The sequence below is a fragment of the Pararhodobacter aggregans genome (assembly GCF_003075525.1).
GTDB lineage: Bacteria > Pseudomonadota > Alphaproteobacteria > Rhodobacterales > Rhodobacteraceae > Pararhodobacter > Pararhodobacter aggregans.
Window position 1 is genome coordinate 88,368 of sequence record NZ_QDDR01000004.1, and the last position, 26,149, is coordinate 114,516.

Consider the following 26,149-nt stretch of genomic DNA (forward strand, 5'->3'; position numbering starts at 1 on the left):
CTGCGCCGCGACAGCGCGGCGCAGGAAACAGGGTTGGGAAGAACGGGAAGGCGACGTGGAGTATCTGGCATTCGCACTTGTGAACGGGCTGCTGTACGGCATGTTGCTGTTCATGCTGGCCAGCGGCCTCACGCTGATCTTCAGCATGATGGGCGTGTTGAACTTCGCCCATGGCAGTTTCTACATGCTGGGGGCCTATTTCGCCTATCAGATCGGCGCCATGGGATCATTCTGGGTGGCGCTCTTCGTGGCGCCGGTCCTGGTCGGCGTCATCGGCATGGCGGTCGAGCGCTACGGTCTGCGCGTGGTCCACAAGCATGGCCATGTCGCGGAACTGCTGTTCACCTTCGGGCTGGCCTATCTGATCGAGGAAGTCGTGCTGATGGTCTGGGGCCGCCAGCCGATGCCCTACCGGGTGCCCGAGGCGCTGAACTTCCCGCTGTTCACGCTGGGCGAGGTCAGCTTCTCGGCCTATCGCGGGTTCATGTTCCTGATCGCGCTGGCGATCTTCGTCGTGCTGATCGTCATCCTGCGCAAGACCCGGCTGGGGATGCTGGTGCAGGCCGCGCTGAGCCATCCGGATGTGCTCTGGTCACTCGGCCATGACGTGCCGCGGCTTTTCATGCTGGTCTTCGGTGGCGGCGTGGCGCTGGCGGGGCTGGCCGGGGTGATCGGCGGCAATTTCCTGATTACCGAACCGGGCATGGCGCATCACGTCGGCACCATTCTTTTCGTCATCGTGGTGATCGGCGGGCTGGGGTCGCTGGCCGGCGCCTTCATCGCCTCGGTCGGGATCGGCATCCTGCAAACCCTGATGGTCGCCTATGACCTGCGCCTGGCCGATGTGCTGGTGCCGGGCCTGGCCGAGAGCGGCTATCGCGGCCCGTTCCAGGAGATCACCACCATGACCCTCGCCAATCTGGGGCCAGTGATGCCCTATCTGCTGCTGGTGGTGCTGATGGCACTGCGTCCCCGCGGTCTGCTGGGCAAACGGGACCACTGACATGCCGAACGCCAATCTTCGTACGCTGATCGCAGCGCTGCTGCTGCTGGTGATCGCCGGGCTGTTCCTCGCGGCTCCGTGGCTGGGCAGCCGGGCGACCATCCTCATGGTCACCCAGGCGGTGATCCTGGCCTGTTTCGCCATGGCCTATAACGTGCTGCTGGGTCAGACCGGCCTCTTGTCCTTTGGTCCGGCGGTCTATTTCGGCATTGGCGCCTTCAGCGCCCTCTATGCGGTCAACGGCATCTCGTCGGGGCAATTGCCGCTGCCGCTGGAGCTGGTGCCGCTGCTCGCAGGGGGGGCGGGGCTGGTCGCGGCGCTGGTCTTCGGGCTGATCTCGCTGCGCAGCGGGCAGATCGCCTTCGCCATGATTACCATGGGCCTGGCCGAGCTGACCCATGTGTTCGCCATGGTCTTTCCCTCGGTTTTCGGTGGCGAGCGCGGGGTCTCCATCGACCGGATGGTGGAGAACACGCTCACCGGCTGGGGCTACGGACGCCCGGACGAGATCTATTGGCTGGTCCTCTTCTGGGCCGTCCTCAGCATCGCCACGCTGGCCTGGCTGACCCGTACGCCGCTCGGCCGCCTGGCCAATGCCGTGCGCGACAACGAGCAGCGCGTGGCCTTCCTCGGCTACAGCCCGGCCCGCATCCGATACCTGCAATTCGCCCTCTCGGGCCTGTTCTCGGGCCTCGCAGGCGGGCTCTTCGCGCTGACCTACGAGATTGCGAATGCCGATATCTTCGGGCTGCAGACCTCGGCCGGGGTGCTGATCGCCGCCTATGTCGGCGGGATCGGCAGCGTTTTCGGCCCGGCGCTCGGCGCCATCGTGGTGACGCTGCTGGAATTCAGGCTCGCCCGGGCGACCGAGGCTTGGCTCCTCTATTACGGATTGATCTTCATGGGCATCGTCATGTTTGCGCCGCAGGGGCTTTGGGGGTTGCTGACCGGCGTGCCGACGGCGATCGGTCGCGAGGGTTTCGCCGTCTGGCTGACGCAGAGGCTGAAGGGGCTGGCCCTGCTTCTGCCCGGCTTTGTCGGCGGCGTGCTGATCGTCGAGATGTCGAGCCACCGCGCCAATGCCTATGATCCGCATCTGCCGATGCATCTGCTGGGCCTCGACGCTTTCTCGCCGCTCAACTGGGTGCTGGCCCTGGGGCTGGTGGCGGTGAGCGCGGCCCTCCTTCTGGCCCGGCGCCGCCAGGCCGGGCGCCGCCGCCGCGACGGGCTGACGGCCGGTGCCGCCTTGGCCGGGGGGGCGGAATGATGGCCCGCGCCGACCGCCGCCCGCCCCTGGCCCTGGAATTGCGGGAGGTGAGCAAATCCTTCGGCGCCGCCCGGATCATTCCCGGCGTCTCGCTGACCGTGCCAGCGGGCGAGTTCCACGCCGTGATCGGTCCGAATGGCGCCGGGAAATCCACGCTTTTCAACCTGATCTCGGGTCGTTTCGCGCCGAGTTCCGGCCAGATCCTGCTGGGCGGCCAGCCGATCGAGGGGCGCTCGCCCAGCGTAATCAACCGGATGGGCCTGTCGCGCTCGTTCCAGATCACCAATATCTTCAAGAACATCAGCGTCTTCGAGAATATCCGCTGCGCCCTGCTGGGTCCGATGGGCGCGGCATACAGCTTCTGGCGTCGGGCCTCGGCCTGGCGCGAGATCACCCGCGAGACCGAACGCCTGATCGAGGAAATCGGCCTCACCGCCCGGCGCGACACGATCGCGGGCAGCCTGTCCTATGCCGAGCAGCGCCTGCTGGAAGTCGGCATGACCATTGCCGGGGATGCCAGCGTGCTGCTGCTCGACGAGCCGATGGCCGGCATGAACCATAACGAGATCGACCAGTTCTCGGACTTTCTGCGCCGGATCGGCGAGGGACGGACGGTGATGATGGTCGAGCATGACATGAACGTCGTCTTCACTCTGGCCGACCGGATTTCGGTGCTGGTCTATGGCGAGCTGATCGCCACCGGCACCCCGGCCGAGATCCGCCAGGACCAGCGTGTGCGCGACGCCTATCTGGGAGCCGAGGCATGATCCGCGATTCAGCTGCCCCGTTCCTGGCCCTCGAAGGGGTGCATGCCTGGTACGGGCTCAGCCATATCCTGCAGGGCGTGGACCTCGAGGTCTCGCGGGGCGAGGTCGTCGCCGTGCTGGGGCGCAACGGTGTCGGCCGGTCGACCATGTGCAAGGCGATCATGGGGATCGTCACGCGCAGCGGCTCGGTCCGGGTCGATGGCGTCGAGATGGGGGCGGCAAAGCCCCATCAGATCGCGCAGCGTGGCATCGGCTACGTGCCCGAGGAACGCGCGGTCTTTCCCGGGCTCAGCGTCGAGCAGAACCTCCTTCTGGGCATCAACCGCTCGGCTCCGCCGCCGGCCGAGCGGCGCTGGACGCTGGCCACGATCTACGAGATGTTTCCCAATCTGTTGCGCCGCCGCGATCAGGCGGCCGAGGTGCTGTCGGGCGGCGAACAGCAGATGCTGGCCATCGGCCGCGCACTGATGAGCGATCCCGCGCTGCTGGTGGTGGACGAGCCGACCGAGGGCCTCGCGCCGCTCATCGTCGAGCAGGTGGGCGACCTTCTGGCCGAGATCGCCGCGCGCGACGTGGCGGTGCTGCTGGTCGAACAGAAGCTGACCATCGCCATGCGCATCGCGCAGCGGGTCTATGTCATGGGGCAGGGGCGGGTCGTGTTCGGCGGCACGCCTGACGCCCTGCGCGCGGCGCCGGATGTACGCGGCGCCTGGCTCGAAGTCTGACAGGAAAACGAGGAGACCCATCATGACGGTATCCGAAACCCCGGGATCCGCATCCTTCGTCCCGCTTTACCGCGATCCCGTGCGCTTCCATGCCGAGCGCCGTCCACAGAAAATCGCCATCCGCGACCTCAGTTCCGGTCGCGCCTTCAGCTATGCCGGGCTCGACCAGCGCGTCGACCGTTTGGCGGCCCATCTGCGGCAGGTCGGGCTGGGCCCGGGCGACCGGGTGGCGGTCCTGTCGCAGAATGGCCCGCTGGTCTTCGAGGTGCAGTTCGGTGCCAACCGGATCGGCGCGGTTATGGTGCCGCTGAACATGCGCCTGGCGGTGCCGGAACTGGCCTATATCCTGGCGGATTCGGGCGCCGCCCTGCTGATCGCCGATGCGCCTTTCGCCGAGACCGCGCGCCAGCTTGCCAGCCTGCCGCAACTCGTCGGACTGCGCCTGCTGATCGCCGATCAGACGGGCGGGGCCGAAGCCTATGACCGGATCCTCGCGGCAGAGGCGGAGCGGGTCGCGCCCTATCCCGCCACCCATGATGACCCCTGCATGATCATCTACACCTCAGGCACGACCGGCCGACCGAAAGGCGCGGTCATCACCTTCGGCATCATGATCTGGCAATACGTGAACACCACGGCGATCTGCGCGGTGACCCACCGCACGGTCGAGCTGATCCTGCTGCCCCTCTTCCATATCGGCGGGCTCAACGCCAATGCCAACAATACCCTGCGCGCGGGAGGCACGATCCTGCTGTCGCGGGTCTTCGATCCGGCGGCGGCGCTGGCGCTGCTTGCCGATCCCGAAAGCGGCGTCAACAATGTCACCGGCGTTCCCGCGCAATACCAGTTCATGAGCTACGAGCCGGGCTTTGCCGAGGCCGATTTCAGCCATCTCGATTATGCCGGGATCGGCGGGGCGCCGACGCCGGTGCCGGTGATCGTGCAATACGCCGAGCGCAACGCGCCGATTTTCGAGGGTCTCGGCATGACCGAGGCCGGGCCAGCCATCGCCTCGATCGACGTAGAGAATGTGCTGCGCAAGCGCGGCTCGGTCGGCAAGCCGGTGATCTGCGTCGATCTGCGGATCGTCGGACCGGACGGGCGGGATGTGCCGACCGGCGCGGTGGGCGAGATGTGGCTCCGGGGGCCCAACCTGATCCGCAGCTACTGGAACAACCCGCCGGGCAGCGAAAACGCCTTCGTCGATGGCTGGTTCCGCAGCGGCGACATGGCGCGGCTCGACGACGAGGGTTTCCTGTTCATCGTCGACCGGCTCAAGGACATGTACATCTCGGGCGGCGAGAACGTCTATCCGGCCGAGGTCGAGCGCGTCCTGCAACAGGTCGAGGGGATCCGCGAGGTCGCGGTCTTCGGCGTACCGCATCCGCGCTGGGGCGAGACGGGGCATGCCGCGGTGGTCCTTGCGCCCGGCAGCACGCTGGACGAGGACCGGATCATCGCCATCTGCCGCGAGGCGCTGGCGCGCTACAAGCTGCCTTCGGGCGTCACCTTCCTGGAGGCGCTGCCGCGCAACGCCACCGGCAAGATCCAGAAAAACGTGCTGCGCGAGCGGTTCTCACCGGCGGAGGCCCAGGAATGATCGAACGGCTGGACAGGGTGGCGCTCGCCGTCGGGGATCTGGAGGGCGCCACCGGGTTCTTCGAACGGCTCCTCGGTATCCGTTTCGACCCGCCCCTTTCGGACGAGACGATGGGGCTCGATGCGCGCTACTCGCCCGAGGGGGTGGAACTGGTGGCAGGCAAGCCCGGCTCCTTCATGGAGAAGCTGGTGCAGGACCGTGGCGAGGGGGTCTTCTGCCTGGTGTTCAAGGTGCGCGATATGGAGGCCGCGGTGGCCCATTTTCGCCAGATGGGTCTTGAGCCACAGAACGACGTGCATTTCGGTGCGCTGCGCGAGGTGGCGTTTCATCCGCGCGATGCCCATGGTCTGCGGATTGTCCTTGCCGCCTATCCCGAGGCGCATCCGGCCTCGGTGGCGGTTCTGGGCGGTTGATTGCGTTCGGGCCCTCGCCTTGGGGGTTCGGCCGCGCTATTCTGCCCGGATGAAGGCCAGGACCCAGCGCCGCCAGGGCGCCAACGCGACGACAGAACCGCCCGGGCAAGCCCCGGCACGGCCCACCGAGGAATCCTCACGCGAGCGGCTGAAGCTGACCGCGTTGCAATTGTTCTCGCAATCGGGCGTCGACGGCGTGTCGGTGCGCGACATCGTCTCGGCGGCGCAGATGCGCAACGGCGCTTCGGTGCATTACTATTTCGGCTCCAAGGAAAACCTGGTCCGTGAACTGGTGCTCGAATCCGCGGTCAAGAGCGATGCCAGGCGCCGCGAACAGCTTGACCGCTACGAGCGCGAGGGCGGCGTCCGGGGCCTTGAGGATGTCGTGCGGATGCTGATCGCCGGCGAGGTCGAGCCGGACGAAAGCCGCGGCGTCGTCGGTCGGCACGGTCTGGGGCATATGCGCTTCATCCTGTCCCTGCAGATCAACAACCGTGCCCTGATGATGCAGGCCATCGTCGGCACGGATGTGCGCCAGGCCTACCGGCAGTGCATTCACCTGGCGCGACGCTTCCTGCCCGACCTCTCGGATACCGCCTTTCGCAACCGGATCGGGCTGCTTTACACCTATATCGCCGCTGCGCTGGCCTCACGCGAAGCGGCGCTGAGCGGCCCGGCCGAGGCCTGGGGCATGTGGGGCGACGAGGATTTCGTCGATCAGCTGGTCAGGACGAGCTGCGCTTTGCTGCAAGCCTGAAACGGCGCCTCGGGGCTGCGTCACCCCATCCCCGCCAGCACCCCCCTCAGATAGGCCAGCGACCGGGTCACCGCCGCCTCCTCCGTGCCATGGCCGGGGGCGAGGTAGTCGATCTCGACCGCGAGGATGCCGTGATAGCCCGCCTTGCGCAGCTCCTCCAGGATCAGGGGCATCTTCAGCAGGCCGTCGCCCACCGGGACCGAGGGCCAGAAGGCGATCGTCTCGGGGTCGCCACCCAAAGGCCGGACGTCCTTGATATGGGTGGCGCGGGCGTAGGGGGCGAGTTTGCGGGCGACCGCGTGCGGATCCTCGTACAGGCGCAGATTGTTGGCGGTGTCGAAGCACAGGCCGAGGTGGTCGGAGCCGATGCTTTCGATCAGGTCGATCACCTCATCGGCGTAAAGGTCGATGTGGTTCTCCACCGCCAGGGTGATGCCGAGCGCCCGTGCCTCGGCCTCGAAACGGGCGAGGAGCGGCAGCAGCGCCTCGCGCTGGTCGGCCCAGGTGCCGAAGCGCGTGCCCCGTCCGCCGGTGCAGATCCGCATGACACGCGCGCCCACGGCGGCCGCGTCCTGAAGGCTGGCGATCCCCTCGGCCAGCGCCTCGGGCGCCTGACCGGAATGCAGGCCGCGCGGATGGCCCCAGGCCCAGACCCTGTCGATCGCGCCCTGATCGAGGCGGGCAGCCAGCGCCCGGGTCAGATCGCGGTCGCCGACCGGCAGGAAGCAGCTTTCGAGCGACACCGCCTCGGCCGCCAGCCGCTGGGCTGTGTCGAGGAAGTCCCAGACGCTCCAGCGGGCTGCGGGCAGCGTCTCCAGCCCGGGATAGGCCTCGCCGAAATAGCGGTGGAAGGAATAGGAATCGATACCGAGTTTCAAGGGAATTGCCCCGATTTCAACGATGTGGAATGTTCGGATTGCTCAGGCGGCGCTTGCGGAATATACTGGTTCGTATATTTTGATCGGCGCCACGACCGGCCTGCCAGGATGGACAATGCGATGTCGGAAGCCGCCGCGACCGCCAAGAAGAGCGCGCGCGCCAAGCGCAAGAACGACCCCGAAGCGGTGCGGCAGGACCTGTTGCAGGTGGCGATCCAGGAATTCGCCGAGCATGGCCTGGCCGGGGCGCGCGTCGACCGCATCGCCGCCAACAGCCGCGCCAGCAAGATGATGCTGTACTATTACTTCGACAACAAGGAAGGGCTCTACATCGCGGCGCTCGAGCAGAGCTACATCCAGATCCGCGAGGCCGAGCGCGACCTCGATGTCGACAGCCTGCCGCCGCTCGCGGCGCTGCGCAGCTTCATCCGCTTCACCTTCGAGCGCCACCAGAAGAACCCGGAATACGTCCGCCTCGTGGTGAACGAGAACCTCGCCTTCGGCGAGCACATCCGCAAATCCGAGAAACTGCGCAACCTCAATGCCTTCGCCATGGAGAAGGTGAGGTCGATCTTCGCGCGCGGCGTGGCCGATGGCACGCTGCGGCCCGGTATCGACCCCACGCATTTCTTCATGACGGTGGGCGCGCTCAGCTTCTATCAGGTGTCGAACAAATACACCTTCGCCTCGGTGTTCGAGGTCGACATGGACACCAAGGCCGCGCTGGACGAGCGGCTGCACCAGATCACCGAGCTTCTGGTTCACGGGGTCAGCCGGCGGCCGGAAGACTGACATCCTCACGGCCCCGGCGCCTCGTCCACGAAATCGAGGATGGTGCGCAGCTGGGCCTGATACATCGCATGGCCATCGACGGTGATGAGCCCCGCGGCCCGGCCCATGCCGATCATCATGCTGGTGTCCCGGGGCGTGGTCACGTCCGCGAGGCAGCGCGCGCTCAGGATCTCGGCCTCGGTGGCGGGCAGGGGATCCTGCGGGTCGAGGCCGAGGGGCGTGGCATTCACCACCAGATCGGCGGAGCCCGCGGGATCCAGCGCCGGGAAATGCTGGCGCAGCAGCCGGGTCAGGTCGGCGGCACGCCGGGGGTCGGTGTCGCGGACCCTGAGCCCTGCCACCCCCGCCGCCGCCAGCGACAGGGCGATGGGCTTGCCGACGCCCCCCGCGCCGACCAGCAGGACGCGGGCGCCGCGCAGGTCGAAGCCCGCGGCACGGATCGCCTGCACCATCGCCTCGCCGTCGAAATTGTCACCGTACCAGCCGCCCTCGGGCAGGCGCCGCAGCACATTGACGGCGCCGCAGCGACGCGCGGCGTCGCTCAGTTCGCGGGCGATCTCCCGCGCTTCGATCTTGTGGGGCACGGTGACGATCAGCCCGCCGAGGTTCTCGACCGGCCAGAGCGCCGGGGCGAGCGTCCCCAGCGCTCCGGGCGGCACCGAGAGCGGCAGGACCATGGCATCCAGGCCGCGCTCGGCGTAGAGCCGGGTCATGGCGGTGGGCGATTTCGCCTGTACGGTCGGCTGGCCGATCAGGAAATGCACGCGGGTTGCGCCGGTGGGGAAGGCGGCGTTCATCGCATCGCTCCGACCAGACCCATGGCCACCTGCGGGAAGGCGATGACCAGCCCCAGCACGACCAGCATGGAGACGATGAAGGGCAGGACGCCGATGACGATATCGGTCATCTTCCCGGCCTCGGCGCCATAGAGCCTGTGGCGCACGCCCTGCAGCACGAAGAGGTTCATGCCGATGGGCGGGGTGATGAGCCCCAGCTCGATCAGGATGACGACGATGATCCCGAACCACACCAGGTCGATGCCCTGCGCCTGCAACAGCGGCAGGAAGATCGGCACCACGGCCACGACGATCGGCAGCCCGTCCATGACCATGCCCAGCAGGATGAAGATCACGCAGATCACCAGGATCAGCTCGGTGCTGCTGAGGCCGAAGGACAGGATCGATTGCGACAGCGCCCGCGGCACGCCGATGAACGACAGGACGAACTGCAGAAGGAAGGCCGCGTTCACCACGAAGAGGATCATGCCCGTGGTCATCGCCGTGCTGAGCAGCGCCTCTTTCAGCATCGGCCAGCTCAACCGGCGCTTGGCCAGCGCCACGACCAGCGCCCCGGTCGCGCCATAGGCGGCGGCCTCGGTCGCGGTGGCGACGCCCAGATAGATCGTGCCGATCACCAGCCCGATCAGCAGGGCGATGGGGACGATGTTGACGAGGCCCGCCAGCTTCTCGCGCAGGGAATAGCGGGTAATGGTCCGCTCGCCCTTCTCGCCGAACAGCGACAGCACGAGGATCGCGGCGATGAAGCCGACCATCATCAGGATCCCCGGCACGATCCCCGCGATATAGAGGTCGCCGATCGAGACCTGCGCCACGAGGCCGTAGACGATCATGATCAGCGAGGGCGGGATCAGGATGCCCAGCGTGCCCCCGGCGGCGATCGAGCCGAGGGTGATCCGCTCATTGTAGCCGTGCTGCTTCAAGGTTGGCAGGGCGACGGCGCCGATGGTGGTGGCCGTGGCGAGCGACGAGCCCGAGACCGCCGCGAAGACCCCGCTGGCAAGGATGTTGCTGTGCAGAAGACCCCCGGGCAGGCGCCCGACCAGCCGCGACAGGGCCGCGTAAAGGTCGTCGGTCAGACCGCTGCGCAGCAGCAGCTCGCCCATCAGCACGAAGAGCGGCACGACGGTCATCGTTACGCTGGAATTGGTGGTCCAGGGGATCTGGCCGAAGAAATCCCAGACCGGGCCGATGTAGATCAGGCCGGCGATCAGCGCCATCAGGCCGAGCGTGGTGCCGACATGCAGGCTGGCGGCAAAGCCGAGGCCCAGCAGCAGCAGGATCAGAAGGACGGGACCGATCATGCGGTTTCCTCCGGGCGCGGGGCGACCAGCGCCAGGGCAAGGGCGGCCACGCCGTAGAGCACCAGCGCGCTGTAGCCGATCGCGGTGACGCCCTGCGGCCAGGCCAGGCGCAGTGTCACCAGTGATTGCGGCACATAGGCGCCGATGGACCAGCTTTCGAGCGTGACGAGCCAGGCCCGCCAGCAGAGCACGCCGGAAAAGACGGTGGTGGTCAGCAGCGCAAGGAAGGCGGACAGCCGGGTCATGCCTCGGCCATAGAGGCTTTGCAGCACGTCGATGCGGACATGCGCCCCACCGGCGAGGGCCTGCGCCAGGCTCCAGGTCGCGCCGAAGGCCATGACGAAGGCGGCGAGCGTGTCGGTGATGCCGCTGAACGGCCCGCCCAGCTTGCGGCTGGTCACGTCGAGGGTGGTGAAGATGGCCAGCAGCAGGAAAGCCAGCCCGCTGGCGATGGCCATGCCCTCGCTCAGTCGGCGGAGCGCGCGTTCGGTCGCCTGGATCATGATATGCCTTGGTTCGGGGTGACAGCGGGGGGCGACGAGCTGGCCGCCGCCCCGCCTGGCGGATCAGTCGATGGTCACACCGCTGATCGGACCGATGACAGAGTTGAAGGCGGCGACGGCGTCCGGGCCGACGCGCGAGCTCCACATCGGCACCACATGCTCGCGCGCGGCGGCGGCGAGTTCGGGTTGCCATTCGGCCGGGGCCGGGATGGTCAGCGACATGCCATGGTCGCGCGCGGCATTCAGGCCGACCTGGTTGTTGGCGTCACCCAGGCGCCAGCCCTCGTCCGTCAGGTCCTGCGACAGGCCGTCGACAATCTCCTTCAGGTCGTCCGGCAGCGCGTTGTAGCTGCGCTGGCCGACGATCACATAGGCGCCGAACGGGGCGAGGTTGATGTCGGTCAGCGCCGGGGTCACCTCCCACAGCTGCAGGGCCGAGATCTGGTCCGAGCCGGTCAGCAGCCCGTCCATCACCCCGCGTTGCAGCGCGGAATAGACCTCGGAGATCGGCATCGAGATCGGCTCGGCGCCGAAAGCCTCGACATAGGCGGCGAGGCCCGGCGAATAGACGCGGATCTTCTGGCCGCGCAGATCCGAGAGCGAGGCCAGCGGCTCGCGGGTGAACAGATAGGCCGAGTTCCAGGCGAAATTGGCCAGCACCTTGCCGCCGATCTGCGGCTCCAGCGGGCGGACCACGTCATTCATCCAGGCGCTCAGCAGGTCCTTGCCATTGTCGAAGCTGCTGGCCAGGCCGGGGATCTCGGTTGCTTCGAGGATCGGCAGGTCGCTGGCGACGTAGCTGACATTCGCCTCGGCGATATCGACGAGCCCGGTGCGCAGCACGCGCAGCACCTCGGTCCCGGTCAGGCCGAGTTCCTGCACCGTGGTCAGTTCCAGCCGGATACGCCCGCCGGTGCGCTGGTCCAGCTGCTCGGCCAGCCAGGCCCATTTGCGATAGCTTTCGCCGTTGGTGTGCATGGCCATCGCCTTCCAGGTGATGACCTCCTGGGCACGGGCGCGGGCGCCGCCAAGGCCGAGCCCAGCGGTGCCGGCGGCAAGCTGCATGAAAGTGCGACGATCCATGATGTCCCTCCTGAGGTTCGCGACAGCCCCTCCCGGCTGCGTGGGCGTTTTTATACTAACTAGTATGTTTGTAAAGTGCCGCCGTGGTGCCGCCGGGAAAAACCTCGGTCCAGCTTGGCCTGGGCGGCTCCTTGCCTTGATCCGGGGGGCTGAATCGTCCGGGGCGGGGCCAGGCAGGCAGACCGGAACGCGGCTTGCCAGGAAGGGGATTTACAAATCCGACTATTTTGATAAGAATTAAGTGACCCCAGTGACGCGCCCCTCCGGCGGCGCACGCCCGGCCGCCCTCGTCCCGCAGAACGGAGCTGACCGTGCGTCTCGATCCCCCGCCCTCCCTTTACCGCGATCTCCTCGCCTCCGGCATGGCCGCGCCCGAACGGATCGCGCCCGATCCCTGGTATCTCGAAAGCCTTGCCGACCGGGCCGAAGCCGAGGATCGCCGGACCTTGCCGCGCGAGCCGAAAGGGATCCGTCATGGGCGCGGCTGAGCGGCACCCCCTGAGGCCCGATCCGGTCCGCCGCCCCGGCCGGCCCGAGGAATGGCGGCTCGACGACCTGGGCCTGACCCCGTTCCAGCACCTGACGCTGCAACTCTGCCGCTGGCATTTCCACGCCTTCAACGCCCCGGAATCGCAGGGCTGGCTGAGGGCATTGCAGCTTGCGACCGGCGAGGTCGGCGCGGCGCAGGCGGGTGCGCTTTGCTACGATGTGGTGGCGCTGGTCGAGGCCTTGCGGGCGGTCCGCCGTTCGACCTTCCGCTTCAACCCCGAAGCCTGCGCCGGGTGCCGGTGCTGGGCAACCGCGGACGAGCGCCGCCTGCTGGCGCTGCTGGGCGCGGTGGCCCGGGGGCAGGAGGGGCGGGCACAGACAGAGGCGCAACTGCTGTCGGACGGCACCCCGAACCCCGACCTTGTTGCGGCCGCGCGCAGTTACACGGCGCGGCACGCCATGGGCCTGTCGGCGCTGCCGCTGGCCTGACCCTCCCTCAGCGACCCGCCCTTGCAGGTGGGGCCGCTCTTGCCGCGCCAGCTTCCCCTGGCGCGGTCTTTTCTGTCGATATTCCAGTCCCTTGCATCAGTGATGCGCTTTCGCCACAGGATCGACGCGATCACGGTGGGGAAAGCGATATCTGCCTTGTATAATATGACAAAAATTGTCAGGAATCCGCCATCCAGCGACCCCCCGTGTCACCGAGGCGTGACTCGGGACGACGTCGGCCAGATCCCCCGAACAACAGTATGACCGTCCCGCCCTGCCATGGAGCGGGCTCGGGCGCTTGTTGCAAGGGCCGCGCCCCCCCGGCGCGAACCCCGCAATGCCAGCATCCAGCCAGCACCGAGATGCCGCCGCCCGGCGGCCCGATGGAGTGATCGCGATGCGATATGAAACGACCGCCCCGGGGCGGATGATGGCGCGTGCCGGAACGCAGGCGGCGCTCTGGCTCTGCCTGCCCGCCGCCCTGCTGGCCCAGGTCCCCGAAGACAGCCAGACCTTGCGCGAAGAAAGCGCGCGACCTGCCACCCAAAGCGAGGCACCGGCCGACCCGGCGCCGGGCCTTTTCGAGATGCTGGGCCGGATCACCTATTTCACCGGCCGCCTGCCGCGCCCGGTGCTGGAAGTGCCCGCAAGCGTGACGGTGGTCGATGGCCAGGACCTGCAGGATCAGGCCGTCACCGACATGCAGCAGCTGACCCGCTACGTGCCGGGCCTGTCGGTCAACCGGCAGATCAACGCAGCGCAACCCTTCAACGATTTCGACGGATTCAGCATGCGCGGCGTCGGCGGCAACCGGGTGCTGATGCTGGTCGACGGCTCGCGCGTGGCCGAGCGGATCACCGACGGCACCCGCGATTACCTCGATTTCTCGTTCGTCCGGCAGGCCGAGGTCGTGGGTGGCCCGGCCTCGGTGGTCTGGGGCGCCGATGCCCTGGGCGGCGTGGTGGCGCTGCGCACCGTCACGCCCGACGACATCCTGCAAGGGCGCGAGCGCGGCGCCGAACTGCGCTCCAGCTACGACAGTTTCACCAATACCTATACGGTGACCGGTACGTTCGCGCAGCAGCTGTCAGAGCGGCTGTCGATGCTGATCGGCTATTCGCATCTCAGGGCGAACGAGCCCCGTCTCAGCAATGCCGCGCCGAATGGCGGGCTTTACAGCGACATTCACGGTGGCTGTCCGCGTGACCTCGCGGCCGGGGCCACGCCCTGCAACGAATTCGACCCGACCGATATCGAGATGCATCACGGCCTGGTGCGGTTTGACTTCCGGCCCAATGACGAACACCGCTTCGGCTTCACCGCCGACCTCATGCGGCGCGTGACCGCGCTCGATTTCAACCAGAACCTTGGCAATACCGGCTCGGCCAGCACCTATGTCATGTCGGACCAGCGGGTGCAGACCCTCTCGCGCCAGCGCTTCGCCCTCGAGCATGAATGGACCCCCGGCGGCGGCTTCCTCGATCAGCTGACCACGACGCTGGCCTTTGTGCCGCACAGCTACGAGCGCAGCGGCGAGCGGCGCTCGATCACCGGCGGCGAGACCTCGGTGCAATACGACACGCTCAACCTGTACGAAGACTTCTTCGAACTGGACATCCAGGGCGTCCGGCGCTTCGCGGTCGGGGGGACGCGGCACGAGCTGACCTTCGGCTTCGACGGCGACCACACGACGACCGATTACCAGCGCCTCACGCGGGTGGTGAACCTGACCACCGGCTCGGATGTCACGACCCGGGCGGGCGGATTCAACTTTGCCAATGCCACCACCCGGCGGGCGGATATCTACCTTCAGGACCGCATCACCTGGGCCGATGGCCGGTTCGAACTGACCCCGGGCCTGCGCTATGCGACCTATGTGATCGACCCGCGGCCCGATCCCGATTACGTCGCCGTGCCGGGCTCCGAACCCCAGCGGCGGCAGGACCAGGCGCTGCTGGGCAGCCTTGGCGCGCGCTGGCGGGTCAGCGACCAGTGGACCATCTGGGGCAATGTCGGGCAGGGCTTCAAGATGCCGACCGCCGAACAGCTCTATACCTCGCTGGACGGCAACGGCTTCGACCTGATCCCGGCGCCGAACCTGCGGCCCGAGTTCGTCACCAGCCTTGAAATCGGCGCGCGCGGTGAATTCGCCGATGGCTATGTCTCGGTCAGCGCCTATCGGGCCAATTACACCGACTTCATCCAGAGCTTCTACAACCCGCCCGGGACCGACGATTACACCTATCGCAACATCGAGGAGCGCGAGGTCTGGGGCATCGAACTGGCCGGCGAATACCAGATCAGCCCTGACCTGACCCTCACCGGCTCGCTGGCCTGGCAGCGCGGGCGCCAGCGCGTCGATCCCGCCTCGGCCGAGACCGCGGCCAATCTGCGCCCCTTGCGCGGCGTGCTGGGGCTGAGCTGGGAAGTGCCGAACTCGCGGCTCACGCTCGACGCCTATTCGCGCTTCGCCAGCGGCGTCCGGGAAACGGCGAGCGCGGATGGCTTCCGTCCGGCGGGCTATGCCCTTCTCGACCTTTATGCGCGCTATGCGCTGACCGATCAGGCCGCGATCACCTTCGGCATCACCAACCTGTTCGACACCGCCTATTACGAGGATTCGGCGATCGGCGCGACCACCAGCCCCTCGCTCGCTGTGGCCCGCCAGAACCCGCTGGATCTGCGCATGGGCGCGGGGCGCGTGTTCACGCTGGCGCTTGAGACGCGGTTCTGAGCGGATGCGGGTGATCCTCAACCGGATGGGGCGGCTGGCCTGGCTGGCCGCCTCGGGTCCCGGGGCCTGGAAGGGCCTGTGGCTCTTTGCGCTGATCCTGGCGCTGGAGTTCGTCGGAGTCTGGCTCAGCGTCCAGATGATCAACTGGTCGCGCGCGTTCTATGACGCGCTCGAACAACTCGACGCGGCCGAGGCGCTGCGGCAGATCGGGGTCTTCGGCCTGATCGTCGCCGTCCTGTCGGCCAGCACGCTCTCGGGCGCCTGGTTGCGCAAATGGCTGCAGATCGGCTGGCGCCAGCGCCTGACCGACCGGGCGCTGACCCTCTGGCTGGACGGCGGCGCCTATTGGCACCTGCGGCCCGGCCTCAGTCCGCAGCCGGTCGAGAACCCGGACCAGCGCATCGCCCAGGACTGCGCGCAATTCATCAGCTACCTGCTGGAATTCACCCTGGACCTGATTACGCGGGTGGTGTCGCTTATCACTTATCTGGCGGTCCTCTGGTCGCTGTCCAACTTCCCGCTGTCGCTGGGCTTTCTGGGGATCGAGGCCGAGATCCCGCGCTATATGGTCTGGGCCTCGTTCCTTTATGTCTTCGGTTCCAGCCTGATTACCCATTGGCTGGGCCGACCGATCAAGCGGCTGGCCTATGACCAGGAACGCTACGAAGCCGATTTCCGCCACGCGCTGGTGCAGGTGCGCGACGGGGCCGATCAGATTGCCCAGGCCGGGGGCGAGGGGGCCGAACGGCGGCGGCTGGACCGGCGCTTCGACAGCCTGCGCGCCAATTGGAAGCGGCTCATCGGGCAGGAGTTCATCCTGGGCCTCTTCGTCACCCCCTATTACCGGACCGTGCTGCGCATTCCGACCTTTCTGGCGCTTCCGGCCTATTTCGGCGGGGCGGTGACGCTGGGCGGGCTGATGCAGCTGGCCTCGGCCTTTTCGAACGTCACCACGACGCTGAGCTGGTTCATCTTCGACTACTCGAAGCTCGCGCGGTTCGTTGCGGTTTCCGAGCGGCTCGAGGGGCTGTTCAGCGCCGCATCGGCACCGCAGCCAGCGCCGGATGTACCCCGCGCACTGGAGGTTGTTTCGGGCGGTGACGGGCTGCTGCGTCTGCGCGACCTGCACCTCTATACGCCCAGCGGGCAGGCGCTGGATCCGGTCCCCGACACGACGATCCGTCCGGGGCAGCGGGTCTGGATCCATGGTGCCTCGGGCCGCGGCAAGACGACGCTCTTGTCGGCGCTGCGCGGTGTCTGGCCCTATGGCACCGGCCGCGTGAGCCTGCCCGAGGCGCCGATCCTGGCCCTGCCGCAGCAACCGCTGGCCTTTGCCGAGGGGTTGTTGCCGACGCTGACCTATCCGCATGATCCGGCCAGCTTCGACTCCGCCCTGCTGGAGGGCATCCTGCGCAAGGTGGGGCTCGAGCGCCGCATCGGCGGCCCGGATGGTCCCGAGGCATTGCAGGGCCTGTCGATGGGCGAACGCCAGCGGCTGGCGCTGGCACGGGTATTGCTGCTCAAACCTGCCTGGGTGCTGCTGGACGAGGCGACGAGCGCCCTCGACCCGGCGTCCGAAGCCCGGCTTCTGGCGCTCTTGCGCAACGACCTGCCGCGCAGCACGATCCTGTGCGTGGCGCATCGCGTACCGGCCGGGCTGGACCACGATTCCGAACTCTGGATCGGACCTGACGACGAAAGGATGACCGCATGATCCCCGAACCCGGCCAATGGCTGCGCCCCGATACCGGCGACATACCCTCCCATCCCGCCTTGATGGCCGAAATGGCCGAAGCGCCCGTTGTCCTGCTGGGCGAGCGCCATGACCGCGCCGACAACCACCGCTGGCAGATGCAGGTCGCGGCCGGGCTGCTGGCCCGTCGCGACAGGCTGGTCCTGGGGTTCGAGATGTTCCCCGCCCGGCTGGACCCGGTGCTGGCCGACTGGGTGGCGGGCGTGCTGGACGAGGCCGCGTTCCTCGAGCGGGCCGAATGGGGCAGCGTCTGGGGCTTCCCGCCCGACCTCTATCTGCCGCTCTTCCATTTCTGCCGCCTGCACCGGGTGCCGATGATCGGCCTCAACTGCCGCCGCGATCTGGTGCGCGAGGTCGGCGCAGGCGGCTGGGACAGCGTCCCCGAGGCGGCGCGTGAGGGCCTGACCCCCGCCGCCCCTGCCAGCCCCGCCTATCGCCGCTACCTGTTCGAGGTGACCGGCGGCCCGCGCCCCGACCGGGCCGCGCAAAGCCCCGAAGATCCCGCCTTCGACCGTTTCGTGCGCGCCCAGCAGACCTGGGACCGTGCCTTCGCCTGCCGCATCGCCGACGCGCGGGCGCGCGATCCCGGGGCGCTGGTCGTCGGCATCATCGGCCGCGGGCATCTGGAATACCGCGGCGGCACCCCGGCACAGCTGGCCGATCTGGGCATCCCGGAGGCCCGCGTCCTGCTGCCCTGGGAGGGCGCCCGCCCGGTCCCCGCGGGCATCGGCTGCGCGGTCTTCGGCTTGCAGGAAACCGCGGGTCAGGCCTGACCCGCGGCCCTTGCGCCTGTCGCCAGCCCCGCCGCGCAGAACCGCACCAGATGGTCGATCTGCGCGGCCTCCGCCACCCGCCCGTCGCCCAGCGTGCCGATGCGTTCCTGCGAGGTCAGCAGCGCCAGCATGGCCGAAACGGAGAAAACGAAGCCCTCGGCGACGCCCTGTTCCGAGGCGCCGGGCAGCAGCGCCCGGATCTCGGCCAGAAAGACCCGCGCCGTGGGGTCGAAGAACCGGGCCGAAAGCGCCCGCCAGCGATCATCGGCCGAGACAAAGGCCACCAGCCGCGCGTAATGGCGCCAGCGCGGTTCCTTTTGCGACAGATCGAAGAACGGCCGCATGAAGGCGCCCAGCACGGCGGGCAGATCGGCCGCGCCCCCGGCCTGCGCCCGGGCCAGCGCCTCCAGCCGGGCCCCTGACAGCGCCTCGGCCCGGCGTGCCACCACCTGCTGGAACAGGACCTCCTTGCCGCCGCCGTGGTGATGGATCGTGCCCAGCGGCTCGCCCGATTCCGCCACGATGTCGCGAATCGTCGCCCCGTCGAATCCACGCAGCGCAAAGACCGCCTCGGCCGCGTCCAGCACCCGTTCCCGGGTTTCCAGCGAGCGTTTCGACGGCGCTCTTTGTCGTTTTTTCTCAGAGGTTTGAGCAATAGGCATAAGTTTAACTTGCCTTATTTCGAACATCTGTTCAAGTTAAACCCGTACGTGGGAGGACGTCATGAGTATTGCGCGCGGGAGGCTCGCCCTGATCGGGGCGGGGCCGATGGGGCTGGCGGCGGCCAAGCTGCTCAAGGAACACGGGCTGGAGTTTCAGGGGTTCGAGCTGAACAGCGGCGTGGGCGGGCTTTGGGATATCGAGGGCCCGCGCTCGACCATGTACGAGACGGCGCATCTGATTTCTTCGAAGCGGATGACCGAATTCACCGATTTCCCGATGCGGGCCGAGGTCGCCGATTACCCCTCGCACCGCGAGATGAAGCGCTATTTCCGGGACTTCGCCGAGCATTTCGACCTGCTGCCGCATTACCGCTTCGGGGCGGAAGTCCTGCGCACCGAACCCCTGGGCGGGCCGGGCGAGGGCTGGCGCGTCACCTGGCGCGATGCCGAGGGGGAACATGCCGAGGATTTCGCCGGGCTCCTCATCGCCAACGGCACGCTCAGCACCCCCAACATGCCCGCCTTCAAGGGGCAGTTCGACGGCGCGCTGATCCATTCCTCGGCCTACAAATCCGCCCGGCAATTCGACGACAAGCGCGTGCTGATCGTCGGCGCCGGGAATTCCGGCTGCGACATCGCGGTCGATGCCATCCACCACGGGGTGGCCTGCGACCTGTCGATGCGGCGGGGCTATTACTTCGTGCCGAAATACGTCTTCGGCAAACCGGCCGACACGCTGGGCGGCGCGGTCAAGCTGCCGATGCCGATCAAGCGGGTGATCGACGGGACGATCCTGAAATGGTTCGTCGGCGACCCGCAGCGCTATGGCTTCCCCAAGCCCGATTACAAGCTCTACGAAAGCCATCCGGTGGTGAATTCGCTGGTCCTTTACCACGCGGGCCATGGCGATCTGACGATCCGCCCCGATATCGCGCGACTTGACGGCAAGACCGTGCATTTCAAGGACGGCAGCCATGCTGACTATGACCTGATCCTCGCCGCCACCGGCTACAAGCTGGATTACCCCTTCATCGACAAGGCGCTGCTGAACTGGCAGGGCGATGCGCCGCATCTTTACCTCAACTGCCTGCACCCCGGGCGCGACGACCTCTTCCTTCTCGGCATGGTCGAGGCCTCGGGTCTGGGCTGGCAGGGGCGCCACGAACAGGCCGAGATGGTGGTGCGCTACATCAAGGGGCTGCGCGAAGGCTCGCCGGGGGCTGCGGCGTTGAAGAAGACCAAGGAACAGGGGTTCGAGAGGGCCACGGGCGGGGTCAATTACATCAACCTGCCGCGCATGGCCTATTACGTCAACAAGGCGACCTATCGCAAAGCCGTCACCGGCTGGGTCCGTCGCATGGCCGGGGGGAAGTGATGATCGACGACGCGGTACTCGATTTCTCGGCGGGCTCGCTGACGCTGTTGAACGCGATCCTCGCGGTGGTGATGTTCTCCATCGCCATCGACCTGAAACTCTCGGATTTCAAGGTCCTGGCCCGGTCGCCGAAACCTGTGCTGGTGGGCCTCGCCTCGCAATTCCTGCTGCTGCCCGCGCTCACCTATCTGCTGGTGATCGTCGCCCAGCCGCGCCCCTCGGTGGCGCTGGGGCTGATGCTGGTGGCGGCCTGCCCGGGCGGCAATATCTCGAATTTCATCACCCACCGGGCGGGGGGCAATGCCGCGCTCTCGGTGTCGATGACCGCCATCGCCACGGTCGGCGCCATCCTGCTGACGCCCCTGAACATCGCCTTCTGGGGCAGCCTCTATGCGCCGACGGCCGAGATCCTGCGCGCCACCTCCATTGATCCCGTCAGCATTGCCGTGACCGTCGGCCTGATGCTGGTGCTGCCCTTGGTGCTGGGCATCCTGCTGAACGCCCGGCGCCCGGATCTGACGGCGCGGATCCGGCCGCCGCTGCAATATCTCTCGATGGGCATTTTCCTGGCCTTCATCGCCATCGCGCTGGTCAGCAACTGGGGCCTGTTCCTGACCTTCGGCCCTGCCATTGCCGGGCTGGTCATCGTCCACAACGCGCTGGGGCTGGGCGGGGGCTATGCGCTGGCGACACTGGCGGGGCTGTCGCCCTTTGACCGCCGGGCGGTGACGATCGAGACGGGGATCCAGAATTCGGGCCTGGGCCTTGTGCTGATCTTCAGCTTCTTCGGGGGTTTGGGCGGCATGGCCATCGTCGCGGGCTTCTGGGGCATCTGGCACGCGATCTCGGGCCTCGCGCTCGCCAGCCTGATGCGCCGGACCGAGGCCGCGCGATGACCCGCATCCTGATTACCGGCGCCGCCGGGATGGTCGGGCGCTCGCTGGTCCGGGCGCTGCCCCCGGACGAGGTTCTGGCCACCGACCTCGCCCCGGGAAAGCTGCCCGATACCACGCGCTTTCGCCGCATGGACGTGACCGGAGGCGACCCCGAAACGATCATCGCCGAGGAAAGGCCCGAAGTCGTCGTCCACCTCGCCTCCATCGTCACGCCGCCGCCGGGGATGAGCCGCGCGGCGGCCGAGGCGGTCGATGTCACCGGCACCCGCAACGTGCTGGGGGCCTGCCTGCGCCATGGGGTGCGGCGGCTGGTGGTGACGAGTTCCGGCGCCGCCTATGGCTATCACGCCGACAACCCGGTGCCCCTGACCGAAGACGCGCCCTGCCGCGGCAATCCCGAATTCGCCTATGCCGACCACAAGCGCCGGGTCGAGGAGATGCTGGCCGAGGCACGCCGCGACGCGCCGGGGCTGGAGCAGGTGGTGCTCAGGGTCGGCACCGTGCTGGGGCAGGGGACCGACAACCAGATCACCGCGCTCTTCCACCGCAGGCGGCTGCTGGCGGTGCGGGGCTGCGATTCCCCCTTCGTCTTCATCTGGACCGAGGATCTGGCCCGCATCGTCCAGCGCGCCGCGACCGAGGCGCCGCCCGGCATCTACAATGTGGCGGGCGACGGCTGGATGACTGTGGACGATCTGGCCCGCGCCCTCGGCAAGCCGGTGCTCAGGCTGCCCGCCTGGGCGCTGAAGGCGGCGCTGGCATTGGCGCGTCCGCTGGGCCTGTCACGCTATGGGCCCGAGCAGGTGCGCTTCCTGCAATACCGCCCGGTCCTGTCCAACGAGCGGCTCAAATCCGTCTTCGGCTATACCCCGACGCTGTCCTCGGCCGAGGTCTTCGCCCTCTGGCAGAAGGAGGCGGGGCTGTGAAGACAGCTGTGATCTCGGGCGGGAACGGCGGGCTGGGCCGTGCGCTGGCCGCAGGGCTGGAGGCGCAGGGCTGGCACAGCGTCCTGATGGACCGCACCACCGCGGGGCTGGAGGCGACGGCCAGCCGCACCCCCGTCACGGTGGACCTGACGGATACCGACGCGCTGCACCGGGCGGCGGCGCAGGTGATCGCGACGCGGCCCTCCATCGACCTCGTGATCTATAACGCGGGCGTGTCACAGATCGGCCCTTTCGCCGACAGCGACCTCGCCAGTCACCGCCGGGTGTTCGAAATCAACTATTTCGCCGCGGTCGAGATGGCGCGGGCCTTCCTGCTGCCCCTGCGACAAAGCCGGGGCACCCATCTGGCGATTTCCTCGGTCGCGGGTTTCGCGCCCTTGCACCACCGCACCGCCTATGCCGGGTCGAAACACGCGCTGCAGGGGTTCTTCGCCTCGCTCAGGTCCGAGGAGGCCGCGCATGGGGTGCGCTGCCAGATCGCCGCGCCGAGTTTCGTCGCCACCAATATCGGGCAGGCCGAAAGGGGCGCCGACGGGATCGTCCGGCCGGGTTCGGCGCCTGACGGGATCGACTACATGACGCCCGAGGACGCGGCGGCGGTCATCCTGAAGGGCCTGGCCCGGGGGCGCGATTTCATTCCGGTCGGCCGGGTCGCGGCACTGGCGGCGTTGGTGATGCGCGCCTCGCCCGGCCTCTACCAGCGCCTGATGCGCCGCAAGATCGCGACGGCCGGGACCGACGGGTGATGGCCGTTCATGGTCTGCAGGCCCGCCCTGTCCGCCCGGTCAGCGGCGGGTGAAATCCGGGCGGCGCTTCTCGCGGAAGGCGCGCAGCCCTTCCCCTGCGTCGGGACCCTGCATCATCGCCTCCTCCAGCCGCCGGACCGCGTAGTGCTGCTGCGACGGCGTTTCGCCCAGCACGTCGAGCGTCAGGCGCTTGAGGTTCCCCACCACATCCCGCGAATTCGCCGCCAGAGCCCGGGCCATCGCCTTGCCCGCCTCCAGCTGCGCGCCGGGTGGCACCAGATCGTTGACAAAGCCGATGTCATAGGCCCGCCGGGCCGGGATCGGCCGGCCCAGCAGCAGGAGTTCCATCGCCATCCGAGGCGGCAGCCGGTTCGTCGCGGCGCTGACTGCGGCCAGCGAGAAGCCCAGTTTCGCTTCGGGGAAATGGAACTCGGTATCTTCGGCCGCGACGCAGAGGTCGCACATCGCCGACAGCATGAAGCCGAGCCCGATCACCTTGCCCCCCAGCGCCGCGACGATGGGCTTGTCGGTGCGAAAGCCGATCTCGGGCAGGGCGCGCCAGGCTTCGGTCGGCGGGTCGTGCAGATCGGCCCCGGCGCAGAAGATCCCGGGCGAGGCCGAGGTCAGCACCGCCGCCCGCGCAGGCCCCCGGGCGAAGCGCTGGAAGGCTGCGTCAAGCTCTGCCGCCATGCGGCTGTCGATGGCGTTGCGCTTGGCGGGACGGTCCAGGGCGATGACGGCGATGCCGTCGTCCTCGTCGTAGCGGATCAGGGGCTCGGTCATCGTCCCTCCGTCAGGGCGCGGGTCAGGCGGGCGCAGAGGTCATCCATCAGCGCGGGCGTGGTTGCATAGTTGAACCGCACATAGCCGTCCCAGCCCGGCCCGCACTGCGCGCCGTCATTGACGCCGACCCGCGCCCGGTCGAGGAAAAAGCGCGCAGGCCCGCCGGGCAGATCGGCGGCGCGGGCATCGACCCAGAGGAAATAGGTAGACTCCGGCAGGAAGCAGCGCAGGCGCGGCTCGGCCCGGGTCAGCGCCTCGACCAGTTGCTGGCGCTGCGCGGCAAGCCGGTCCATCAGCGCCGCCAGCCAGTCGTCGCATTCCTCCCAGGCGGCAAGCGTCGCCTCCATCGCCCCGACGCTGGGCAGGCCCAGCAGAACCTCGGGCACCCGCGCCTTGAACCGGGCCATCAGCTCGGCCGAACCGAAATGCATGATCCCGCAGCGCAGGCCCGGGGTGTTGAAGCTCTTGGACGCGGAATAGAGGGTGACAATCCGCGCCGCCGCCTCGGGGAACATCTGCGCCAGCGGCTGATGCGCGCGGGGGGCGAAGACCAGATCGGCGTGGATCTCGTCCGAGATGATGACCATGTCCCGCGCCTCGGCCAGCCGGATATAGGGCGCCAGTTCCTCGCGGGTGAAGACCCGGCCGGTCGGGTTATGGGGATGGCAGAGCAGCAGGACCCGGGGCCTCAGACCCCGCGCGGCCAGAGTCGCGGCGGGGTCGGGATCGGCGCGCGGGCCGTCGGGCGTGTCGCGCATCGGCACGTCGTGCAGCGCCCGCTGCCCCTGATCCAGCGCGATCAGGAAGGCCGGGTAGCAGGGCGTCTGGATCAGGATCCCGTCGCCCGGGTCGCTATAGGCGGTGAGGCAGGCCGCAATCGCCTGCAACAGATCGACGCAAAGCTGGGTGTCGCCGGGCGCCACCGCCCAGCCGAAGCGCTGGCCCATGCGGCGGGCGAAGCTGGCGGCGACATCGGCCATCGGCCCGACCGGACCGCGCATCGGATAGCCGGTCCGCTCCGCCGCCAGCAGCGCTGCCAGCCGGGCGCGGATCGGGGTGGCGAGGTGGTAATCCATCTCGGCAATGCCCATGCCCAGCACATCGGGGGCGAAGGTCGACCATTTGGCGTTGTGCTTGTCCTTCAACGCCTCAAGGCTCATCGGGGCGAGGGGGTTCATGCCTCGACACCCCGGTCCAGCCAGCTTGCGTCATGGCGCCCGGGCGGGCAGGGGGGAAGCGCCCAATCGCCCGGCGTGGCCGAGAAATGCGCGAAGGGCGCGAGGTGGCGCAGAAGGCCGAAGGGGCTGTCGCGCTCGATCGACGGCGGCAGGCCCGCCGCGGTGGGGAAGGGCGCGCCCGCGTGGCGGCCGGGGCCGGTCAGCCCTTGCGACCACATGGTGACACGGGCCAGCGAGACATGGACGCGGTAGCTGCCCCCCTCGCGCGCCCGGCGCATCAGGGCGGCGATGGTGCCGGTCGCGCCCAGATAGGCGGCGAGGTAATCGGCCAGCAGGCCCGTCGGCACGTAGCGTGGCTTGCCGCACTGACCTTCCTCCAGCGCGACGCCGGTCACCGATTGCGCCAGTTGCTCGAAGCCCTTGCGCCCGGCCCAGGGTCCGGTCCGCCCCCAGCTGTCGACGCTGACATGCACCAGACCCGGATGCCCCGCCGGCAGCGCGGCAACGAGGTCCTCGGCGCTCAGGCCGAAGCCCTCCATCGCGCCGGGCCGCCAGGATTGCACGACGACATCGCCCGAGAGCGCCAGCCGCCGCATCCGCTCCAGATCGCCGGGGCGGTGGAAATCGAGATAGGCGGCGCGCTTGCCCCAGCCGGTTTCCAGCAGGAACGCCTGCGGATCGGCATGGGCGGGGGCGCTGATCCTCAGGCAATCGACTCCTTGCTCGGCCAGCGTCCGGGTCAGGATCGGCCCGGCGATGACATGGGTGAAATCGAGGACACGCAGCCCCGACAGCGGCCGCGCGGCGGCGGGCAGGGGCTGAGGCGCGCCCTCGGCGACCTTCTCGACCGTGACGAGGGGGGCGGCGGCCAGCGCCTGGCCCTGCGGATGCGCGTGCCATTCGGCACGGCTGCGGACCATGGTCCCGGCCAGATTGGCGGCGGCAAAGGCCTCCTCCCAGTCCAGCGCATCGCGCTTGGCCACGGCGCGGGCGATGGCCTCGGGCGTGTTGGCGCAATCGAGGACGGCCAGCGCCCCGTCGCGCAGGCCCGGATAGGTGCCCATCGGGTGGAACCAGCGCCCGTCCTTCGCCTGATAGAAGGTGCTCAGCGGCGCGGCGGCGCCGGAGGCCATGGTCATGTCCTGGCCATGGCAGGACTGGAAAAGCCCGCAGCAGAGCGCATAGACCGCCGCGTTGCGGTCAAGGCTCACCGCCTGCGCCGGACCGCCCCGCCGCGCGCCGAATTCCGCCGTGGCGAGGGCCTGCGCCATCACCGCGCTGCGCGCGGCGAGCGCCAGCGCCAGGTCGGTATCCAGCGGCGGCTCCTCGCCGGTGTATCCGGCGCGGGTGGTCAGCTCGGCCAGCGGCAGGCCAAGCGGGTCCAGCACGTCCGCAAGCGCGGCGCGTTCGGTTTGGCTCAGGGGCATGTCGGGGC

Annotated in this window: 26 protein-coding genes; 17 read left to right on the forward strand and 9 right to left on the reverse strand. The window is 68.4% G+C overall.

Features of this window, described 5'->3' with window-relative positions; translation table 11 throughout:
- Positions 1-55: 55 nt before the first annotated feature.
- Genes DDE23_RS09415 through DDE23_RS09445 form a run of 7 tightly spaced genes read left to right on the forward strand, consistent with a single transcriptional unit; the run spans position 56 to position 6,532 of the window.
- The gene (locus tag DDE23_RS09415; protein ID WP_107751026.1) at positions 56-1,003 is read left to right on the forward strand and encodes a branched-chain amino acid ABC transporter permease; all 948 of its coding nucleotides are present in this window, start codon (positions 56-58) and stop codon (positions 1,001-1,003) included.
- A gap of 1 nt (position 1,004) precedes the next feature.
- Complete coding sequence (locus tag DDE23_RS09420) at positions 1,005-2,270, forward strand: branched-chain amino acid ABC transporter permease (protein ID WP_107751027.1); 1,266 nt, start codon at positions 1,005-1,007, stop codon at positions 2,268-2,270.
- A complete protein-coding gene (locus DDE23_RS09425; protein ID WP_238149944.1) occupies positions 2,267-3,037 on the forward strand; it encodes an ABC transporter ATP-binding protein in 771 nt (256 codons plus the stop codon). Before DDE23_RS09420 ends, DDE23_RS09425 begins: the two co-directional genes overlap by 4 nt.
- Positions 3,034-3,762, forward strand: a complete 729-nt coding sequence (locus DDE23_RS09430; RefSeq protein ID WP_107751028.1) for an ABC transporter ATP-binding protein — start codon at positions 3,034-3,036, stop codon at positions 3,760-3,762. The genes DDE23_RS09425 and DDE23_RS09430 overlap by 4 nt, the downstream gene beginning before the upstream one ends.
- 22 nt (positions 3,763-3,784) lie before the next feature.
- A complete protein-coding gene (locus tag DDE23_RS09435; RefSeq protein WP_107751029.1) occupies positions 3,785-5,362 on the forward strand; it encodes an acyl-CoA synthetase in 1,578 nt (525 codons plus the stop codon).
- On the forward strand, positions 5,359-5,775 hold the full coding sequence (locus DDE23_RS09440) for a VOC family protein (protein ID WP_107751030.1): 417 nt from the start codon (positions 5,359-5,361) through the stop codon (positions 5,773-5,775). The genes DDE23_RS09435 and DDE23_RS09440 overlap by 4 nt, the downstream gene beginning before the upstream one ends.
- Positions 5,776-5,824: 49 nt before the next feature.
- Entirely contained in the window at positions 5,825-6,532 is a 708-nt protein-coding gene (locus DDE23_RS09445) for a TetR/AcrR family transcriptional regulator (protein WP_157957997.1), read from the forward strand.
- 20 nt (positions 6,533-6,552) lie between these two features.
- Here DDE23_RS09445 and DDE23_RS09450 read toward each other — a convergent pair whose 3' ends face one another.
- Positions 6,553-7,410, reverse strand: coding sequence for a sugar phosphate isomerase/epimerase family protein (locus tag DDE23_RS09450; RefSeq protein WP_107751032.1), 858 nt, complete (start codon positions 7,408-7,410; stop codon positions 6,553-6,555).
- Positions 7,411-7,530: 120 nt separating this feature from the next.
- Between DDE23_RS09450 and DDE23_RS09455 the strand changes: the two genes are divergently transcribed.
- Positions 7,531-8,202, forward strand: coding sequence for a TetR family transcriptional regulator (locus tag DDE23_RS09455; RefSeq protein ID WP_170121805.1), 672 nt, complete (start codon positions 7,531-7,533; stop codon positions 8,200-8,202).
- A gap of 5 nt (positions 8,203-8,207) precedes the next feature.
- Here DDE23_RS09455 and DDE23_RS09460 read toward each other — a convergent pair whose 3' ends face one another.
- From DDE23_RS09460 to dctP, 4 genes are all read right to left on the reverse strand, one after another.
- Positions 8,208-8,999: a shikimate dehydrogenase family protein gene (locus DDE23_RS09460; RefSeq protein ID WP_107751034.1), complete on the reverse strand. Its 792-nt coding sequence runs from the start codon at positions 8,997-8,999 to the stop codon at positions 8,208-8,210.
- Entirely contained in the window at positions 8,996-10,303 is a 1,308-nt protein-coding gene (locus tag DDE23_RS09465) for a TRAP transporter large permease (RefSeq protein ID WP_107751035.1), read from the reverse strand. Before DDE23_RS09465 ends, DDE23_RS09460 begins: the two co-directional genes overlap by 4 nt.
- Complete coding sequence (locus DDE23_RS09470) at positions 10,300-10,806, reverse strand: TRAP transporter small permease subunit (RefSeq protein WP_107751036.1); 507 nt, start codon at positions 10,804-10,806, stop codon at positions 10,300-10,302. The genes DDE23_RS09465 and DDE23_RS09470 overlap by 4 nt, the downstream gene beginning before the upstream one ends.
- 63 nt (positions 10,807-10,869) lie before the next feature.
- Positions 10,870-11,889, reverse strand: coding sequence for a TRAP transporter substrate-binding protein DctP (dctP, locus tag DDE23_RS09475; protein WP_107751037.1), 1,020 nt, complete (start codon positions 11,887-11,889; stop codon positions 10,870-10,872).
- A 311-nt stretch (positions 11,890-12,200) separates the two neighbouring features.
- Here dctP and DDE23_RS25040 point away from each other — a divergent pair, with 311 nt between their 5' ends.
- The 5 genes from DDE23_RS25040 (at position 12,201) to DDE23_RS09495 (ending at position 18,127) form a co-directional block, all read left to right on the forward strand.
- Positions 12,201-12,377 (forward strand): hypothetical protein, encoded by a 177-nt coding sequence (locus tag DDE23_RS25040; RefSeq protein WP_157957998.1) that lies wholly within the window; start codon positions 12,201-12,203, stop codon positions 12,375-12,377.
- Positions 12,364-12,867, forward strand: a complete 504-nt coding sequence (locus DDE23_RS09480) for a hypothetical protein (protein WP_107751038.1) — start codon at positions 12,364-12,366, stop codon at positions 12,865-12,867. Before DDE23_RS25040 ends, DDE23_RS09480 begins: the two co-directional genes overlap by 14 nt.
- A 397-nt stretch (positions 12,868-13,264) precedes the next feature.
- Positions 13,265-15,601, forward strand: coding sequence for a TonB-dependent hemoglobin/transferrin/lactoferrin family receptor (locus DDE23_RS09485; protein WP_157957999.1), 2,337 nt, complete (start codon positions 13,265-13,267; stop codon positions 15,599-15,601).
- Positions 15,585-17,315 (forward strand): ABC transporter ATP-binding protein/permease, encoded by a 1,731-nt coding sequence (locus DDE23_RS09490; protein ID WP_238149945.1) that lies wholly within the window; start codon positions 15,585-15,587, stop codon positions 17,313-17,315. Before DDE23_RS09485 ends, DDE23_RS09490 begins: the two co-directional genes overlap by 17 nt.
- Positions 17,312-18,127, forward strand: coding sequence for a ChaN family lipoprotein (locus DDE23_RS09495; RefSeq protein ID WP_107751041.1), 816 nt, complete (start codon positions 17,312-17,314; stop codon positions 18,125-18,127). The genes DDE23_RS09490 and DDE23_RS09495 overlap by 4 nt, the downstream gene beginning before the upstream one ends.
- Here DDE23_RS09495 and DDE23_RS09500 read toward each other — a convergent pair.
- Complete coding sequence (locus tag DDE23_RS09500; protein ID WP_238149946.1) at positions 18,118-18,714, reverse strand: TetR/AcrR family transcriptional regulator; 597 nt, start codon at positions 18,712-18,714, stop codon at positions 18,118-18,120. The two genes, DDE23_RS09495 and DDE23_RS09500, sit on opposite strands and share 10 nt — an antisense overlap.
- Positions 18,715-18,850: 136 nt before the next feature.
- On the opposite strand from DDE23_RS09500, the gene DDE23_RS09505 reads away from it, so the two are divergent.
- Genes DDE23_RS09505 through DDE23_RS09520 form a run of 4 tightly spaced genes read left to right on the forward strand, consistent with a single transcriptional unit; the run spans position 18,851 to position 22,753 of the window.
- Entirely contained in the window at positions 18,851-20,164 is a 1,314-nt protein-coding gene (locus tag DDE23_RS09505; RefSeq protein WP_107751043.1) for a flavin-containing monooxygenase, read from the forward strand.
- Positions 20,164-21,060 (forward strand): bile acid:sodium symporter family protein, encoded by an 897-nt coding sequence (locus DDE23_RS09510; RefSeq protein WP_107751044.1) that lies wholly within the window; start codon positions 20,164-20,166, stop codon positions 21,058-21,060. Before DDE23_RS09505 ends, DDE23_RS09510 begins: the two co-directional genes overlap by 1 nt.
- On the forward strand, positions 21,057-21,986 hold the full coding sequence (locus DDE23_RS09515) for an SDR family oxidoreductase (protein WP_107751045.1): 930 nt from the start codon (positions 21,057-21,059) through the stop codon (positions 21,984-21,986). The genes DDE23_RS09510 and DDE23_RS09515 overlap by 4 nt, the downstream gene beginning before the upstream one ends.
- A complete protein-coding gene (locus DDE23_RS09520; protein ID WP_107751046.1) occupies positions 21,983-22,753 on the forward strand; it encodes an SDR family NAD(P)-dependent oxidoreductase in 771 nt (256 codons plus the stop codon). The genes DDE23_RS09515 and DDE23_RS09520 overlap by 4 nt, the downstream gene beginning before the upstream one ends.
- A gap of 39 nt (positions 22,754-22,792) precedes the next feature.
- Here DDE23_RS09520 and DDE23_RS09525 read toward each other — a convergent pair whose 3' ends face one another.
- From DDE23_RS09525 to DDE23_RS09535, 3 genes are read right to left on the reverse strand one after another with little or no spacing between them, the layout of a single operon-like run.
- Positions 22,793-23,536, reverse strand: a complete 744-nt coding sequence (locus DDE23_RS09525) for an enoyl-CoA hydratase/isomerase family protein (protein ID WP_107751047.1) — start codon at positions 23,534-23,536, stop codon at positions 22,793-22,795.
- On the reverse strand, positions 23,533-24,714 hold the full coding sequence (locus tag DDE23_RS09530; RefSeq protein WP_107751048.1) for a MalY/PatB family protein: 1,182 nt from the start codon (positions 24,712-24,714) through the stop codon (positions 23,533-23,535). The genes DDE23_RS09525 and DDE23_RS09530 overlap by 4 nt, the downstream gene beginning before the upstream one ends.
- Positions 24,711-26,141, reverse strand: coding sequence for a CoA transferase (locus DDE23_RS09535; RefSeq protein ID WP_107751049.1), 1,431 nt, complete (start codon positions 26,139-26,141; stop codon positions 24,711-24,713). The genes DDE23_RS09530 and DDE23_RS09535 overlap by 4 nt, the downstream gene beginning before the upstream one ends.
- Positions 26,142-26,149: the final 8 nt, after the last annotated feature.

Bases quoted from the DNA above. Each gene is read 5' to 3' on its own strand.
- DDE23_RS09420 (WP_107751027.1), top strand. From the start codon at position 1,005: ATGCCGAACGCCAATCTTCGTACGCTGATCGCAGCGCTGCTGCTGCTG.
- DDE23_RS09425 (WP_238149944.1), top strand. From the start codon at position 2,267: ATGATGGCCCGCGCCGACCGCCGCCCGCCCCTGGCCCTGGAATTGCGG.
- DDE23_RS09430 (WP_107751028.1), top strand. From the start codon at position 3,034: ATGATCCGCGATTCAGCTGCCCCGTTCCTGGCCCTCGAAGGGGTGCAT.
- DDE23_RS09435 (WP_107751029.1), top strand. From the start codon at position 3,785: ATGACGGTATCCGAAACCCCGGGATCCGCATCCTTCGTCCCGCTTTAC.
- DDE23_RS09440 (WP_107751030.1), top strand. From the start codon at position 5,359: ATGATCGAACGGCTGGACAGGGTGGCGCTCGCCGTCGGGGATCTGGAG.
- DDE23_RS09445 (WP_157957997.1), top strand. From the start codon at position 5,825: ATGAAGGCCAGGACCCAGCGCCGCCAGGGCGCCAACGCGACGACAGAA.
- DDE23_RS09455 (WP_170121805.1), top strand. From the start codon at position 7,531: ATGTCGGAAGCCGCCGCGACCGCCAAGAAGAGCGCGCGCGCCAAGCGC.
- DDE23_RS09460 (WP_107751034.1), bottom strand. From the start codon at position 8,999: ATGAACGCCGCCTTCCCCACCGGCGCAACCCGCGTGCATTTCCTGATC.
- DDE23_RS09465 (WP_107751035.1), bottom strand. From the start codon at position 10,303: ATGATCGGTCCCGTCCTTCTGATCCTGCTGCTGCTGGGCCTCGGCTTT.
- DDE23_RS09470 (WP_107751036.1), bottom strand. From the start codon at position 10,806: ATGATCCAGGCGACCGAACGCGCGCTCCGCCGACTGAGCGAGGGCATG.
- dctP (WP_107751037.1), bottom strand. From the start codon at position 11,889: ATGGATCGTCGCACTTTCATGCAGCTTGCCGCCGGCACCGCTGGGCTC.
- DDE23_RS09480 (WP_107751038.1), top strand. From the start codon at position 12,364: ATGGGCGCGGCTGAGCGGCACCCCCTGAGGCCCGATCCGGTCCGCCGC.
- DDE23_RS09485 (WP_157957999.1), top strand. From the start codon at position 13,265: ATGCGATATGAAACGACCGCCCCGGGGCGGATGATGGCGCGTGCCGGA.
- DDE23_RS09495 (WP_107751041.1), top strand. From the start codon at position 17,312: ATGATCCCCGAACCCGGCCAATGGCTGCGCCCCGATACCGGCGACATA.
- DDE23_RS09505 (WP_107751043.1), top strand. From the start codon at position 18,851: ATGAGTATTGCGCGCGGGAGGCTCGCCCTGATCGGGGCGGGGCCGATG.
- DDE23_RS09510 (WP_107751044.1), top strand. From the start codon at position 20,164: ATGATCGACGACGCGGTACTCGATTTCTCGGCGGGCTCGCTGACGCTG.
- DDE23_RS09515 (WP_107751045.1), top strand. From the start codon at position 21,057: ATGACCCGCATCCTGATTACCGGCGCCGCCGGGATGGTCGGGCGCTCG.
- DDE23_RS09525 (WP_107751047.1), bottom strand. From the start codon at position 23,536: ATGACCGAGCCCCTGATCCGCTACGACGAGGACGACGGCATCGCCGTC.
- DDE23_RS09530 (WP_107751048.1), bottom strand. From the start codon at position 24,714: ATGAACCCCCTCGCCCCGATGAGCCTTGAGGCGTTGAAGGACAAGCAC.
- DDE23_RS09535 (WP_107751049.1), bottom strand. From the start codon at position 26,141: ATGCCCCTGAGCCAAACCGAACGCGCCGCGCTTGCGGACGTGCTGGAC.